The organism is Gluconobacter sp. NFX36, from assembly GCF_049887835.1.
Taxonomy (GTDB): domain Bacteria; phylum Pseudomonadota; class Alphaproteobacteria; order Acetobacterales; family Acetobacteraceae; genus Gluconobacter; species Gluconobacter japonicus_A.
The window spans coordinates 37032-52458 of record NZ_JAGEKJ010000002.1 but is presented as its reverse complement, the minus strand read 5'-3'; the positions used below and the strand labels follow the sequence as shown (position 1 = coordinate 52458).

The following is a 15427-nucleotide window of genomic DNA, read 5'->3' as shown; positions in this document are numbered from 1 at the left end:
TATTCAAATACAGTTGTGAGGCTCTACCAGAGCGGAAACGAATGATATTGAATACACAATGATGAAAGGTGGTTTTATACCTTTCATTAAAAATCTGTTTTCCCAATAAAAAAGCCGATGCCCCATCTGGAGCATCGGCTTGTTCGTTCTCAAAAGTGGGAACTCTTACTTCGTAACGGCAGGCTTTGGCTTCGGCAGATCCAGCGCCAGATGCAGTTCTTTCAGACGAGCAGGCTCGACCGGAGCCGGAGCTTCCATCATCAGGTCTTCGCCGCTCTGGTTCAGCGGGAAAAGAATGACTTCACGGATGTTCGGCTCATCAGCCAGCAGCATCACGATACGATCCACACCCGGAGCAGCACCACCGTGCGGCGGAGCGCCGTAACGGAAGGCGTTCAGCATGCCACCGAAGCGCTCTTCCACAACTTCCGGGCCATAACCTGCAATCTCAAAAGCGCGCAGCATGACTTCCGGCAGATGGTTCCGGATTGCGCCGGAGGACAGCTCCACGCCGTTGCAGACGATGTCGTACTGGTAGGCATTAATCGTCAGCGGGTCCTGCGTGTTCAGCGCGTCCAGACCACCCTGCGGCATAGAGAACGGGTTGTGGGAGAAGTCGACCTTGCCCGTCTCTTCGTTGAGCTCGAACATCGGGAAGTCCACGACCCAGCAGAAGCGGAAGGCGTTCTTCTCGATCAGGTCCAGCTCTGTCGCTACCTTTGTGCGGACAACACCAGAGAACTTGGCAACTTCGTCACCTTTGCCAGCGGCAAAGAACACGGCATCGCCAGCCTTCAGGCCACAGATCTCACGGATGCTCTCGACGCGATCAGCTTCAAGGTTCTTGGCAATCGGCCCCTTGCCGCCTTCTGCCTCGAAAATGATGTAGCCCAGACCACCCGCACCGCTTTCACGCGCCCAGGTGTTCAGCTTGTCAAAGAACCCACGCGGACGATCGCCTGCACCCGGTGCCGGGACCGCACGGATCTGACCACCGGAAGCCGCAATCTTGGCGAACAGACCAAAACCGGAATCCCGGAAGGCCTCCGTCACGTCCTTGATGATCAGTGGGTTCCGCAGATCCGGCTTGTCGGAGCCGTAATCGCGCATGGCGTCAGCGTACGGAATGCGCGGGAATGCACCGTCCGTGATCTTCCAGCCTTCCGGGGTGAATTCATTGAACACGCCAGCCAGAACCGGCTCCAGAACCGTGAAGACGTCTTCCTGCGTGACGAAGGACATCTCAAAGTCGAGCTGATAGAACTCACCCGGGCTACGGTCAGCGCGGGAGGCTTCATCGCGGAAGCACGGAGCAATCTGGAAGTAACGGTCGAAACCCGCGACCATCGCAAGCTGCTTGAACTGCTGCGGAGCCTGCGGAAGCGCATAGAACTTGCCCGGATGCAGACGCGCCGGCACAAGGAAGTCACGCGCACCTTCCGGGGAAGACGCCGTCAGGATCGGGGTCTGGAACTCAGTGAAGCCCTGCTCGATCATGCGCTGACGCAGACTGGTGATGACCTTGCTGCGGAGCATGATGTTCTGGTGCATCTTCTCGCGACGGAGATCAATGTAGCGGTACTTTAGGCGCAGTTCTTCAGGATAGTTCTCTTGACCCGCCACCTGGAATGGCAGAACAGCCGCATTGGAACGGACTTCCAACTCTTCGGCAAGAACTTCGATGTCACCTGTCGGCAGGTTCGGGTTCCGCTGGGAACCCTGACGAACCACAACCTTGCCGGTCACGGTAATGACGCTCTCAACACGAAGACGCTCGGCCTTTTCCAGCAGGTCCGTGCCAGCCGGGATAACAACCTGCGTGACGCCATAATGGTCACGCAGATCGATGAACAGCAGGCCACCATGGTCGCGCTTGCTGTGCACCCAGCCAGACAGGCGGACGGTCTGTCCAGCGTCCTGTTCACGCAGGGCGCTACAGTCATGGGTGCGGTATGGATGCATGTCGGGCCTCTTCAACGTCCTGGCGGATAAGTGGGCGCAGGAAGCCGGGACGGCCCGCTCATGTCAAGCTTCGTGCGCGGTTCAGACCTTTTCCTGCACAAATCCGTCGAAATCGACGGCGGCTCTGGCCATGTCATACGCATGACCCGAGCCCGCCAGCGCAACCGGCTTTCCGTCCTTGAGATAGGTCGCAAGAAAGCTGAAGCCCTTGATATCTCCCTCAAGGCTGACGTTATCGAACCCTTCGCCCCATCCAAGCAGTTCGATCTTCTTGCCGAACTGCTGCGTCCAGAACCAGGGCGTCGGCAGATGGGTCGTTTCGTGCCCCATCATGGTCAGGGCGGCGATGCGACCCTGAATTTGTGCGTGACGCCAATGCTCGATTCGCCGCGGCTTACCCTCGTGGAGGATCGCCGAGGCATCGCCCGCTGCATAAACACCCGGAGCCGCACGCATCAGACGATCAACAACAATCGCACCATCCTCATCCCGATCCAGCCCGTCGATATAATCCGTTGCAGGAATCACACCGACGCCAGCCAGAACAAAAGATGCCGGAAGCTTCATGCCGTCATCCAGTTCAACGCCTTCGGCTTTTTTGTCTCCATAGATTTTGACAGCTCTGGCATCCGAAATGAACGCCACACCATTTTCTTCGTGCAACTGACGCAGACGCGTCCCGATCTCACGCCCGAACTGATTTTCCATCGGCACATCCGTATTCGCGATGATCGTTACGCCAACACCGCGCTGACGGAGACAGGACGCTACCTCAAGACCAATAAATCCGGCTCCGATGATGGTCACCGCCTGATCGGGATCAATCACACGGGCAATGTCCTCCGCGTCTTTCTCGCTATGAAGCGTAAAAACACGTTTCAGATCAGCGCCCGGAAGATCGAGCTTCTGTGACCGGCTTCCAGTCGCGATCAGAACATGATCAGCCGTCAGAGCACTGCCATCCGAGAGTGTTGCCGTTCTCTTTGCGGGGTCAAAGGAAGCAATTTTCCCATGCTTCACGCTGATCCGGTTCTGACCATAGAAAGACTCACTGCGAAGCGAAGGAGCGTGTGCTTTCTCGGGCTCACTGAGCAGAACGGTCTTGCTGAGGGCCGTACGGTCATAAGGACGATACTTCTCCTCAGTGACCATCGTGATCGTGCCCGCAAACCCCTCCTGCCGCAGAGTGATTGCCGCCATAATCCCTGCTGCTCCTGCACCAAGAATGAGAACACTCTCGTCTCCCTGTCTGTCCAGGGGCGCCTCACGCTTCATTGGCTCGCTTCCAACCAGAACACGGCCATCCACGATCTCAACGGGGTAACGCGGCAATGACTCAAGGGCGAGAGGCTCGACAAGACTTCCATCCACCGCATCGAAAACGGCTTTGTGCCAGGGACAGACCAGCACGCTGCCTTTCTCGGTCCGGCAGAAAGCACCCTGCTCCATCGGCGCTTCCTTATGCGGACATTTTCCGCCAAGCGCATGCACTTCTTCGCCGTCCTTCACCAGAACAACGGAGGTTCCATTGATGGAAAAAGAGGTGATCTGCCCATCCTCGAGATTCTTGAAGGCTACCAGATCGCGAAAGTCGTTGGTGCTCATCAGAAAACCCCTGGAAATGGAAAAACACGTTACGAAGCCAACGCACCATAAGCGTTCGGGTTGGCAAACAGCAAAAAACCCGCCGGGGCCGGAGCCAGGCGGGTCTTCTGAAACTCTGCATATCAGGCGAAACAGGGCAGCCCGTCAGAACATATCGTCACCACCGCCAAAATCTCCGCCGCCGAAATCTCCACCACCGAAGTCAGAGTCGGAGAAACCGCTGCCAGCATCAGTACCAGCACCGCCGAACGGATCGCTACCCGCATCGCCGTAGTTGTTATTGATGATCGTCTCGCCACCACCAAAACCACCGGCTTCACCGCCTGAATGGTGATCGCTGAACAGGCCTTCGAGAGCGTTAGCCGCCATCATGCCACCCGCCACACCGGCAGCCGTCGTCAGAGCCGAGCCGAGGAAACCGGATCCGCCACGCTGGAACATCCCCGGCTGATACCCCGGTGGATAGCCATACTGCTGCTGAGGCTGAAAGTTCGGAGGCGGCATTGCGCCAACCTGCGACCCCCAACCCGGTGGAGGCGAAGACGCCTGCTGCCGATTGCCACCGCCAAACAACCCGCCAAACAGGCCGCCGCCGCTACCGGACGACCGGCTCTGCTGCGCCTGCTGAAGCTGCTGCTGAGCCTGCTGGAGCTGGAACTCAAGCTGGCGGATACGGTTCTGCGCCTGAGCCAGCGCTGCTTCCTGCACAACCGCCATCTGAGTCACGCGATAGCGCGCTTCCGGATATTTCTGGAAATTTTCAGCAATAAAGCGATCAGCTTCCGGGTCGATCGGCGGCAGTGCAGGCGTCTGCTGCTGACTGAAACCACCACCCTGCTGCGCACCGCCAACACGGCCGATAAAACGGGAGATGACTTCGCGTTCTTCGTTGTTCATCGTCTCTGATCCTTCCAGACGAAGAAGTTACGTTCCCTCATCATATGAGGCACCCAGGCCCAATCGACAAGGGATCGACCTGCTGCCCATCAGACCTCCGCTAAAATTCAATGCGGGAAAATCTGACCGTTTCAAGATACCGCGCAACAGGCATATCAGGCAGTCCAACACGCTGCCTAATCTTTGGTTTCATTAACGGTTCCAATCCTTAGCCCGTCGCGTCAAACCGCCTTCGATATTCAGTCGCCGTCAGCCCAATCAAACGTCGAAACTGCTTTCGAAAACCAGCCTCTGATCGAAAGCCACTCAGTCGGGCAATTTCCATGACGGGGCTACGCGTCGTTTCCAGCAGTTCCCGGGCAATGGCGATTCGCTCATTCAGCAACCACCTCAGCGGCGTCATACCCGTCGCGCCCTGCAGATGGCGATGCAATCCACGCGCACTCATCCCGGCCTCCGACGCCATCCGCGCAACCGACCAATCCTCATTCAGTCTGGTGCGAACCACATCGAACAGCGTCCCCAGACGATGGCCAGGCCGTTTTGCCACCGGTCGGGGAACAAACTGTGCCTGCCCACCATCACGATGCGCCGGGATAACCAACCTGCGCGCTACCTGATTAGCGATTTTGGCCCCAAAATCCTGCCGAACGACATGCAGACAAAGATCCAGCCCCGCAGCACTTCCGGCGGACGTCAGCAGGCCCCCATCTTCCGTGTAAAGCACGTCCGGCTGCACACGAATGTTCGGATATTTCCGGGCCAGATGCGCCGTATGGTGCCAGTGAGTCGTGGCCCGACGTCCATCGAGCAGACCTGTAGCCGCCAGCACAAACACGCCTGAACAGATTGAAACAAGCCGCGCGCCCCGTGCATGAGCCCGCTGCAAGGCGAGCACCAGTTCCGTCGGCACAACCGTATCCACACCACGCCAACCGGGAACAATGATCGTATCCGCCTGCTCCAGAAGCGACAGATCGCCATCAGGCATGACGCTCAGTCGCGATCCCGCCCGAAGCGGCCCCTCTTCCACACCCGCTACGACACACCGATACCAGTACGCACCGACTTCCGGTCGGCTCAGACCAAACACCTCTATGGCGCAGCCAAATTCAAAGGCACACAGCCCGTCATAAGCAAGAATGGCAACAAGAGGACAGGCACGCACAGGCAGGAGCACTCTGGCAGGATTGGATCGGAAATGACCGTTCCTGACACTTACATCAGCCGCCCTAGAGGGAGAAGATGACCGCTCCCCTTCTCACGGAGCAGCCCCATGAAACTGATTGGAAAGCTGGACTCACCCTACGTCCGGCGCGTCGCCATCTCCCTGACACTGATGGATATTCCGTTCGAGCATCTTTCTCTTTCCGTGTTTCGGGATAAGGCCGCCTTTGCTGCCATCAACCCCCTGCTGAAAGCCCCCACCTTCGTGACGCAGGACGGGAGAGTTCTCATGGAATCAACACTCATCCTCGATCATCTCGAACACGGATTACCCTCCGAGAAGCGCCTGATGCCTGAAGACCAAAGTGAACGGACGCGCGCGCTGTATATATTGGGGCTGGCACTCGCAGCCGCAGACAAATCGGTTCAGCTTGTCTACGAAACAAAACTTCGCCCGGAAGAGAGCCAGTATGAACCATGGGTGGAACGCGTTACCGCACAGGCCCGCACTGCCTTCGCCGAGCTTGAGAAAAGCTACGCCGGGCTGGACGGTGAATGGTTGCCTGGCACGCTCTCACAAGCGGACATAACAACCGCGATTGCCTGGACCTTCGCCCGGAACGAAATCCCAAACGTCATCAACGCCGAAGCCCATCCGGCCCTCATCCGCCTTGCCGCTCAGGCAGAAGAGCTGCCTGCGTTCCAGAAGTGGCAACCGGAATAGAAACCGGTTCGGCATCATCCGACAGAACCAGAAGAGATTTTCCGAAGAACTGTCCTTCCGTTTATTCCGCTGACTTCCGGTAACGCACCTCAGGTTGTAAGGTAGCCGCCAATTTTGCCAACCGGAGCCTATCGAATTGTCTGCGACCCGGCCGCTCAGCTTTCAGGACCTGATCCTGCGCCTACATCAATTCTGGTCTGAAAAGGGCTGCGCCATTCTGCAGCCCTATGACACAGAAGTCGGAGCCGGAACGCTCTCCCCTCATACGACCCTGCGTGCCCTGGGCTCGAAGCCATGGGCTGCGGCCTATGTGCAACCCTGCCGCCGCCCGTCGGACGGTCGTTACGGTGAAAACCCGAACCGCCTCCAGCACTATTACCAGTATCAGGTACTGCTGAAGCCAACCCCGGAAGAGAGCCAGAACCTGCTTCTGGAGAGCTATCGGGCCATCGGGATCGATCCCGAAAAGCACGATATCCGATTCGTAGAGGACGACTGGGAAAACCCGACGATCGGCGCCTGGGGTCTGGGCTGGGAAGTCTGGTGTGACGGCATGGAAGTCACACAGTTCACGTATTTCCAGCAGGTTGGCGGCATCCCGACCGTCATGCCTTCTACCGAACTGACTTATGGTCTGGAACGGCTGGCAATGTATGTTCAGGGCGTCGAGAACGTCTATGATCTGGACTTCAACGGCAAGGGCCTGACATACGGCGATGTGTTCCTGCGGGCCGAGCGTGACTATTCCCGTCACAACTTTGAACTGGCCGACACGCAGATGCTGCTCACGCATTTCAACAATGCGGAAAAAGAGTCCATCCGGCTGGCCGAAGCTGGCGTCGCCCAGCCTGCGTTCGATCAGTGCCTGAAGGCTTCCCACTATTTCAATCTTCTGGATGCCCGCGGCGTGATTTCCGTCTCTGAACGCGCATCCTACATCGGACGCGTCCGGACGCTGGCAAAAGCCTCCTGTGAAGCGTGGCTTGCTGGCGAGGAGGAGACGTCCAATGGCTGAACTGTTGCTTGAACTGTTCTGCGAGGAAATCCCGGCAGGCATGCAGCCCAAGGCTGCCAGCGAACTTGGCGCCCTTCTGACCAAGGCGCTCGATGGCCTTAATCCATCCGATGTTCAGACGTTCTACGGCACCCGCCGCATCGCGACCGTTCTGAACGTCGATGCCGAAATCCCGGCGCGTACTGTCTCCGAGCGTGGACCCCGCGAAGGCGCTCCGGAAAAAGCTCTGGAAGGCTTTACCCGCAAGCATGGCGTAACGGCTGACGAACTCACGCTGGAAAACGGCTTCTGGGTTCTGAACAAGCAGCTTGACCCCGTAAGCGCAGAAAGCCGCATCGCCGAAGTTGTACCGGACCTTCTGTGGAAGTTCCCCTGGGCCAAGTCCATGCGCTGGGGTGCAGGCTCAAACTTCTCATGGGTGCGCCCGCTCCGCCGCATCACCTGCCTTCTCGATGGCAAGGTTGTTCCCTTCTCGCTCGCCCGCGATGGCGACGATGCCCACGGCCTGAAGTCCTCCAACCTGTCCGAAGGCCATCGCTTTCTGGCGCCCGGCGGATTTGAAGTCCGTTCGGCAGATCACTGGCTGGAAGAGCTGGAAACACGCTCCGTCATCGTGGACGCGGACAAGCGCCGCGACATGATCCGCACCGGTGTTCACCGTCTGGCAGACCAGCAGGGCATTACGGTTGTGGAAGACGAAGGACTGGTCGATGAAGTCGCCGGTCTGGTCGAATATCCGGTTCCACTTCTGGGCCGCATCGACGATGCTTTCATGGATCTGCCCGCCGAAGTCATGCAGGTCTCGATGCGCATCAATCAGCGCTACTTTGCCCTGCGCAATGCGGACGGCAAAGCCGCGCCGTTCTTCGCTTTCGTCGCCAACCTGCCGTTCAAGGACGGCGGCACGCTGACGATCGCCGGAAACGAACGCGTTCTGCGTGCCCGTTTCGCCGATGCCCGTCACTTCTGGGATCTGGATCGCAAGACAAAGCTCGCGGACCGCGTGGCAGCCCTCGATGCTGTGACGTTCCATGCAAAGCTGGGAACGCAGGGCGAGCGCGCCAGGCGGATTTCCGATCTCGCCGGAACGGTCGCTGCGGCCATGGGTCTGAGCCCGGAACAGATCGAACAGGCAAAGCGCGCAGGTCTGCTGTCTAAAGCCGATCTGACAACCGGTATGGTCGGCGAGTTCCCGGAACTTCAGGGCGTCATGGGCGGCTATTACGCAGCACATGATGGCGAAGGCGACGCCGTTTCGAAGGCTGTGGCCGAGCATTACATGCCGCGTGGACAGTCCGACGATACGGCAAAAGCGCCCGTCTCGGTTGCCGTGGCCTTTGCGGACCGTCTGGATCTGCTGGCTGGCTTCTTCGCCATTAGCGAGACACCGACCGGTTCCGGCGACCCGTACGGTCTGCGCCGCGCTGCACTGGGCGTGATCCGCACCATTCGTGACAACGGCCTGCGCCTGGACCTAACGGACCTCTTTGCCAAGGCGGCAAACGGTCGCACCGGTGGGGAACTCGCCAAACTTCCGGACTTCATGGCAGACCGTCTGCGCGTTCAGCTCCGCAGCGAAGGCGAACGCCATGACGTTCTGGCCGCCACACTCGCAGGCGGTCTGGATGGCGATCTTGTGCGCCTTCTGGCCCGCACCTCGGCGCTGTCTGACATGATCCAGACGGAAGACGGCAAGAACCTTCTCGCCGCCGCCAAGCGCGCTGCCAACATCCTGCGCATCGAAGACAAGAAGGACGGTCCTCACAAGGGAACGCCGGATGCGTCTCTCTACGCACAGGACGAAGAGCGCGCTCTGGCAGATGGCCTGAACAGTGCCGTTCCTGCGATCGAGACGGCCCTGAAAGACGAGCGTTTCACCGATGCAATGCAGGCAATTGCAGCCCTGCGCCCGACGCTAGACCGCTTCTTCGACGCTGTTACCGTCAACGCCCCGGAAGCAGACATTCGCGCCAACCGCCTGAAGCTTCTGGCGACTTTCCGCACGACCACAGCCCTGATCGCCGATTTCGGTCAGATCGAGGGCTGACCCTGATGGGAGCGTGGGGGTCCGGCCCAGCCACCACGCTCCTCAACACGGACCCGGATCGCAATGGATGGCGTTGGAGTCTCCACAGAGCGTCGCACGCGAACCCCTCAATTCGATCTTTTCCCACAGTATAAAGATCCATCTGATTACAGATGGCAGCCCGACAGCTTCACATGCCTTCCGCGTCGCCCAAACGTGACTGCCTTTAGCGCACAAGATCGGCCATATCTGAGGACCGTCATTCACGCTGCTCAGATGAAAGAGGCAAAGCCATGCCCGGCCTTTCTGCTCCTCAGACGACCGAAGCTCTGGTTATTCATGAAAAGGGTGATCTGCGTTTAGAGACCGTTGCCGTCCCGCCGCTTAAGGCGAGTCAGGTGCTGGTCCGTCCAGCCTGGGGTGGGATCTGCGGGTCGGACATGCATTACTTCCTGCATGGCGGCGCGGGAGCATCCGTCCTCCGCGAGCCGATGATTCTTGGCCACGAGGTTTCCGGAATTGTGGAAGCTGTCAGCCCGGACGAAACACGTTTCAGGATCGGAGACGCTGTCGCCATCCATCCGGCTCGTCCGTGTGGGCACTGCCCTGAATGCGAAAGAGGCGCCAAGCACCTGTGCCGGAACATGCGCTTTTTTGGCAGTGCTGCGTTTCTTCCCCATACGGATGGCGGTTTCCGGCGGGACATGGTTGTCGAAACCTCCCAGCTTTATCCGCTGCCAGCAGGTCTGGACGTGAAACGCGCCAGCCTTGCCGAACCCTTCTCTGTCGCCCTCCATGCGATTGCGCGCGCCGGGGATGTTAAGGGCAAACGCATCATGGTTCAGGGAGCCGGCCCGATTGGCGCCCTGATTGTGGCAGGTCTCAAAGTCGCTGGCGCGTCAGAGATTGTCGCAACCGACTTGCAAGACTTTGCCCTCGACGTCGCAAACAAACTTGGCGCAACCAGCACAGTCAACACAGGCCGTGACACTCATGACGCAGAGTACGAGATCGTTTTTGAGGCCACGGGCGTCATCCCTGCCCTCCCGACCGCGATCGCCCGTACACAGAAAGGCGGCATCCTCGTTCAGGTCGGGATTTTCCCACCGGGCGATGTACCAGCCCCACTAGGACAGATTATCGCGCGGGAAATCGACTATCGCGGGACATTTCGCTTCGATGAAGAGTTCGCAGAGGCACTGAAAATCCTCGCGGACAATCCGTGGATTGCGGACGGTCTCATCACCCACAGCTTTCCGCTGGCTCAATACAAAGACGCTTTTGACGCGTCTCTGGACCGGAAAAGCTCATCCAAAGTTCTTCTGGAACTCTGAAAATCAGTCGTCTTCGTCCTCAAATCCTGGGTCACGCTCATTGCGATGAACCCAGGCGGACATCAGAAGCCCAAAACCGAACATCATCGTCAGCATGGCTGAACCGCCATAGGAAATCAGCGGGAGCGGCACGCCACCGACTGGAATGGCGCCCATCACCATCGACAGATTGACAGCACAATACAGGAAGAAATCCATCGCAATGCCAAGCCCGAGCAGTCGCCCGAACTGATTGCGGCTCCGTATGGCGATGAGCGTGGCTCCCAACGTCAGAACCATCAGCAGACCGATGACGGCAATACCGCCCGCAAAACCCCATTCCTCACCAATCATGGTGAAAATGAAATCCGTCTGCTTTTCCGGCAGGAAGTTCAGTTGCCCTTGACTGCCATGCAGATACCCCTCGCCCCACATGCCACCAGAACCTAAGGCGATCTTGGACTGGATGATGTTGTAGCCAGCCCCCAGAGGATCATGCTCAGGATGCAGGAAGGTGTCGATGCGGGCCTTCTGGTAGTCATGCAGATGGCCGTAAATGAACTTCCCCAGAAACGGGATAGGCGCCACCAGAAGAACGATCTGCCAGAGCCGCATTCCAGCCGCGAAAAATAGCGTGGCTCCAATAACGCCAATAATCGTCGCTGTTCCCAGATTTGGCTCCTTCAGAACCAGAACAACAGGCAGAAGCGTCAGGATAGCGGGAATGACGAGACGCAGCGGATTGCCCATCCGCTCGTTTCCAATCCTGTGGAACCATGTCGCCAGCATCAGAACCAGACCAATCTTGGCGAATTCAGACGGCTGAAACTGCATTCCTGCCAGATTGATCCAGCGCTCGGCCCCCTTGCCCACATGCCCCATCCGCAGCACGAGACCAAGTAACGCAATAGAGAGAAGATAAATCGGAACGGACACCATGCGAAGGATCCGCGGACTGACGAGCGCCACGGCAATCATCATCACAAGCCCGAAGCCGAACCGGACCATCTGCGGCCCGGCAAACGGCTTTGCCGATCCGCCCCCCGCCGAATAAAGCGCGATATAGCCAACACCGGCAAGCAGACAGACCAGCAGAACATACAGCCAGTTCACCTGAAGCAACCGGGCCATAGGGCGGAAATCCGGCTCTGCCCGCAGCAGTCGCTTGTCGGACTTCAGAAAGCCGAATGCATTCACGACACCGCCTCTCATCCCTGAACAGGCTCCTTCTGCGCTACGGTCTGCCCCGTTGGCTGAGGTTGGTTCGCAGGGTCTCGCGCCAAGGCTTCCATCATGATCTGCTTGGCCAAGGGGGCCGCCTCATCAGCACCAGCATTGCCATGCTCAACCACGACAGACACCGCATATCGTGGATTATCATAAGGCGCGAAGCAGATGAAAAGCGCATGAGGACGATATTCCCATGGTAGATTCATGGAATTGAAATGCCCGGACTCACGCAACGCACGAGAGACACGCCGCACCTGCGCTGAACCGGTTTTGCCTGCCATCTGCACATCCGGTAAATCCAGCCGCGCCTTGGGGGCCGATCCATGCGGTTCGTTCACGACCGCAAACATTCCGCCCCGAATGACATCCAGATGTTCCTTCGGAACGTCCACCATCGGAACGGCGTCCAGCGATGCCAAGCTCGACATCTGATCATTCGTGGCCCGGATCAGATGAGGTTGGACATTCCTGCCTGACGCAATGCGTGACACATAAGTCGCCAACGCCAGCGGCGTCACCTGTACAAAGCCCTGTCCGATACCCGCATTGACGGTATCCCCGCCGTTCCAGTGGAAACCATGCTGCTGACGCCACTCGGGTGTCGGAATCACCCCGGAGCGAACATGTGGCAGTTCGATATCCAGTTTGACACCCAGTCCCATGGCGTTACCGACTGCCTTAACCGGATTCATTCCGCATCGGCGGGCCACTTCGTAAAAATAGACGTCGCAGGAATATTTCAGGGCATCACGCATATTGACCATACCATGACCCCAGCGGTTCCAGCAGTGGAACCGCACCCCGCCCATGTCGAAATAACCCGGACAGTTGAAGCGATCCTGCGCCGTGACCGCTCCCGCTTTCAAGGCGCCCAGTGCGACGGCAGGCTTGAACGTCGATCCCGGCGGATAAAGACCAGACACAGCCTTGTCGACCAACGGGGTGCGTGGATCATTCGCCCATTCGTTCCACTGGGCATGGCTTACGCCTGAATCGAACAGCGATGGATCAAAAGACGGCGTGCTAACCATCGCAAGGACTTCGCCATTCCGGCAATCCATCACAACGGAACTGGCCACGCGGTCTCCGAGATACTCCAGAACCTTTCCTTGCAGGCCCACATCCAGCGTCAGACGCACGTCCTCGCCCTGCTGCCCCTCAACGCGATCAATTTCGCCGATCACACGACCCAGCGCGTTGACTTCCATTTCCACAGAGCCAGGATCACCGCGCAGTAAAGCTTCCTGCGTCTGCTCGATCCCCGCACGCCCGACACGCATCCCGGGCAGGGAAAGCGTCGTATCCTTGGCAACATCATCTTCATTCGGAGGAGCAACATAGCCAACAAGATGAGCAGTCAGTTCCTGAAACGGGTACAACCGGGTCGACCCAACATCGACAAGAACACCCGGAAGAGAGGGAGCATTCAGCTCAATCCGCGCCATGTCATCCCAGGACAAAAACTCATGCAGGGTAACTGGCACATATTTGTGAACATGCTTCAGATCACGTTCAATCCGGGCGTGGTCGTGTTCATCCAGCGGAACAATCTGCGAGAACCGATCAATCACCGCGGCAATGTCCGTCGTTTCCTCCGGCATTAGCAGCGCACGCCAACTCACCTTGTTGTCTGCAAGCGCCACTCCAAAGCGATCATGGATTGTTCCGCGTGCTGGTGCCAAAAGGCGCTTGCTGGTGCGGTTACGCTCCGCAAGCTGACGAAGATGATCGCCCTCAACCGTCTGAATATTATAAAGCCGTCGCCCCAACGCCCCAAGAACGCCCGCCTGCACGGCCATCACGACCAGCGCACGACGCGTGAAAACGCCCCGCCCGGAGCGCACGGGCGCGTCCTGGCGTCGTGAGCGCAGCAGGGACCAAAAAGGGCGTTTTCTGGAAGACATCAGGTCTGGCGTTCAAGTCCGGAAAAAAGGCAGCATTTTGCGTGAAACACGCGAAAATTGCGCAGTCAGGCCTGATCGGGATTGGCAAACGTGCGGCGTCCCCAGACAAACAACGCAGTCAGGCTGGGATAGATACCGATTGTCAGCGCAGCCTGAAAGAGGCCCGGAGCCGGAGATAATAGCGCAAAAGCATGGATACAGACGAGAGCCCACTGAAAAAAGGATGCCAGAGCCGCAAAAAAGCTGAAAATCAGCCAGCAGGACACAAAGCCCAGACGCGACAGTCCGTATCGCCAGTGGTGGGCAACGCCATAAATAACCAGCAGGGACAACAGAACGGCCCCCGGCGGCCCGAAACTGAAAATCTCAACACTCAGACCACAGAGAAAGACTGCCCAGGCTGGCATGGATCTTGGCCGGCTAAAAGCCCAGAACCAGACGGTGCACATGGCAATTCCGAACTGAAGCTCAGACTGCCCCGGGATACCAAAAGGTGCAGAAAGCAGAACGGCAACCAGCACAATGAACAGCGAAGGCATGGCCGCCCGCGCGATAATGTCCAGCCGCCGACGCAATGTCTGGCGTGGCTCCACAGCAGAGTGCAGATGGGGCGTAGAGTTTTCGGCCACCATGGCTTATTGCCCCCCCTTTCCCAAGGTCTCCGGCATTCCGGGTAGTTTTGGAAAAGGCAATCCACCTGGCAGGGAGGGTTCCTCAGAGGGACGACGCACCTTGACGCGACCAGGAGCATCCGGGGCCTGACCTCCGTCCTCTCCGTAATCAAACACCCGAACAATATCCAGCCGCCGCAGATCGGCATCCGGCATAACCACAGGCCGATTAGGGGCCAGATAATGCACGGTTCCAATGGGCAGCCCGGCTGGCATGGTGCTCTGACCACGTGTCTCGACCCGCTCACCTTCAACCGGATGATGATCCTGCGGGTAATAGATCAGGCGTGGATTATCCGTGTCATCACCCGCCATGATGGCATCACCGTGAGAAACAGAAAGGGTCACGGGAATACGGCTTGCATCATCATTGATCAGCAAAACACGCACAGTATGCGGACCAATTTCCGTCACGCGCCCAAGCAAACCTGCCGAATCGAGCGCCACATCCCCCGTATGCACCTGATGCCCGCTTCCAACGTCCAACAGCACAGCACGAGAGTAAGGGCCGCCATCATCCCGCGTCACACGGCCCGTCACGTATTGAGGGGCGCTTTCCGGTATCCAGTGGAGACTATTTTTCAGGCGCGCGTTTTCCGCGGCCAAGGCAACTGCCACGTCGTACCAGTGCCGCAATGCACGGTTTTCATCGCGCAGACTGACATTTTCCTTGGCGAGATCCGTCGCCCCGCGCAAATCGACCAGCCATTCCTGAACCCGCGTCTGTGGATAGACAAGCGCCTGATACGCAGGAGCCAGAATATCCGTCGCCCTCAGACGCACCCCATCCACCACCGGTCGCCGGACCAGCCCGAGCAATACCAACGCCACCGCCAGCAGGATCAGAATGGGCAGGGCCGCTCTCGCAAGCACCTGCCGGGTATGGATGGAAAACACCGGTGAGAGTCCGGGT

General features: G+C 58.4%; 12 protein-coding genes. 4 read left to right on the top strand and 8 right to left on the bottom strand.

Features of this window, described 5'->3' with window-relative positions:
* Nucleotides 1-165: 165 nt before the first annotated feature.
* The 4 genes from aspS to ftrA form a co-directional block, all read right to left on the bottom strand.
* Nucleotides 166-1962, bottom strand: coding sequence for an aspartate--tRNA ligase (aspS, locus tag J4P41_RS02080; RefSeq protein ID WP_426065947.1), 1797 nt, complete (start codon nt 1960-1962; stop codon nt 166-168).
* 81 nt (nt 1963-2043) lie between these two features.
* Nucleotides 2044-3567, bottom strand: coding sequence for an FAD-dependent oxidoreductase (locus tag J4P41_RS02075; protein ID WP_426065946.1), 1524 nt, complete (start codon nt 3565-3567; stop codon nt 2044-2046).
* A 144-nt stretch (nt 3568-3711) separates the two neighbouring features.
* On the bottom strand, nt 3712-4464 hold the full coding sequence (locus J4P41_RS02070) for a DUF2076 domain-containing protein (protein ID WP_426065945.1): 753 nt from the start codon (nt 4462-4464) through the stop codon (nt 3712-3714).
* 208 nt (nt 4465-4672) lie between these two features.
* Entirely contained in the window at nt 4673-5632 is a 960-nt protein-coding gene (gene ftrA / locus J4P41_RS02065; protein WP_426065944.1) for a transcriptional regulator FtrA, read from the bottom strand.
* A gap of 108 nt (nt 5633-5740) precedes the next feature.
* On the opposite strand from ftrA, the gene J4P41_RS02060 reads away from it, so the two are divergent.
* From J4P41_RS02060 to J4P41_RS02045, 4 genes are all read left to right on the top strand, one after another.
* Entirely contained in the window at nt 5741-6355 is a 615-nt protein-coding gene (locus J4P41_RS02060; protein WP_426065943.1) for a glutathione S-transferase family protein, read from the top strand.
* A gap of 136 nt (nt 6356-6491) precedes the next feature.
* Complete coding sequence (locus tag J4P41_RS02055) at nt 6492-7370, top strand: glycine--tRNA ligase subunit alpha (RefSeq protein ID WP_194257473.1); 879 nt, start codon at nt 6492-6494, stop codon at nt 7368-7370.
* Nucleotides 7363-9417 (top strand): glycine--tRNA ligase subunit beta, encoded by a 2055-nt coding sequence (gene glyS, locus J4P41_RS02050; RefSeq protein ID WP_426065942.1) that lies wholly within the window; start codon nt 7363-7365, stop codon nt 9415-9417. Before J4P41_RS02055 ends, glyS begins: the two co-directional genes overlap by 8 nt.
* Before the next feature lie 272 nt (nt 9418-9689).
* Complete coding sequence (locus J4P41_RS02045) at nt 9690-10730, top strand: L-idonate 5-dehydrogenase (RefSeq protein ID WP_426065941.1); 1041 nt, start codon at nt 9690-9692, stop codon at nt 10728-10730.
* 3 nt (nt 10731-10733) lie between these two features.
* On the opposite strand, the gene rodA is transcribed toward J4P41_RS02045, so the two are convergent.
* The 4 genes from rodA to mreC form a co-directional block, all read right to left on the bottom strand.
* On the bottom strand, nt 10734-11921 hold the full coding sequence (gene rodA, locus J4P41_RS02040) for a rod shape-determining protein RodA (protein WP_010502676.1): 1188 nt from the start codon (nt 11919-11921) through the stop codon (nt 10734-10736).
* Complete coding sequence (gene mrdA, locus J4P41_RS02035; RefSeq protein ID WP_426065940.1) at nt 11918-13843, bottom strand: penicillin-binding protein 2; 1926 nt, start codon at nt 13841-13843, stop codon at nt 11918-11920. Before mrdA ends, rodA begins: the two co-directional genes overlap by 4 nt.
* A 65-nt stretch (nt 13844-13908) precedes the next feature.
* Nucleotides 13909-14475 carry a hypothetical protein gene (locus tag J4P41_RS02030; RefSeq protein ID WP_010502672.1) on the bottom strand — a complete coding sequence of 189 codons (567 nt, stop codon included), beginning with the start codon at nt 14473-14475 and terminating at the stop codon, nt 13909-13911.
* Between the two features lie 3 nt (nt 14476-14478).
* Nucleotides 14479-15411 (bottom strand): rod shape-determining protein MreC, encoded by a 933-nt coding sequence (gene mreC, locus J4P41_RS02025; RefSeq protein ID WP_426065939.1) that lies wholly within the window; start codon nt 15409-15411, stop codon nt 14479-14481.
* Nucleotides 15412-15427: the final 16 nt, after the last annotated feature.

Excerpts from the sequence above, each read along its gene's own strand:
- glyS (WP_426065942.1), top strand. The coding sequence starts at position 7,363 with ATGGCTGAACTGTTGCTTGAACTGTTCTGCGAGGAAATCCCGGCAGGC.
- J4P41_RS02060 (WP_426065943.1), top strand. The coding sequence starts at position 5,741 with ATGAAACTGATTGGAAAGCTGGACTCACCCTACGTCCGGCGCGTCGCC.
- rodA (WP_010502676.1), bottom strand. The coding sequence starts at position 11,921 with ATGAGAGGCGGTGTCGTGAATGCATTCGGCTTTCTGAAGTCCGACAAG.
- J4P41_RS02030 (WP_010502672.1), bottom strand. The coding sequence starts at position 14,475 with ATGGTGGCCGAAAACTCTACGCCCCATCTGCACTCTGCTGTGGAGCCA.
- J4P41_RS02070 (WP_426065945.1), bottom strand. The coding sequence starts at position 4,464 with ATGAACAACGAAGAACGCGAAGTCATCTCCCGTTTTATCGGCCGTGTT.
- aspS (WP_426065947.1), bottom strand. The coding sequence starts at position 1,962 with ATGCATCCATACCGCACCCATGACTGTAGCGCCCTGCGTGAACAGGAC.
- J4P41_RS02075 (WP_426065946.1), bottom strand. The coding sequence starts at position 3,567 with ATGAGCACCAACGACTTTCGCGATCTGGTAGCCTTCAAGAATCTCGAG.
- mrdA (WP_426065940.1), bottom strand. The coding sequence starts at position 13,843 with ATGTCTTCCAGAAAACGCCCTTTTTGGTCCCTGCTGCGCTCACGACGC.
- J4P41_RS02045 (WP_426065941.1), top strand. The coding sequence starts at position 9,690 with ATGCCCGGCCTTTCTGCTCCTCAGACGACCGAAGCTCTGGTTATTCAT.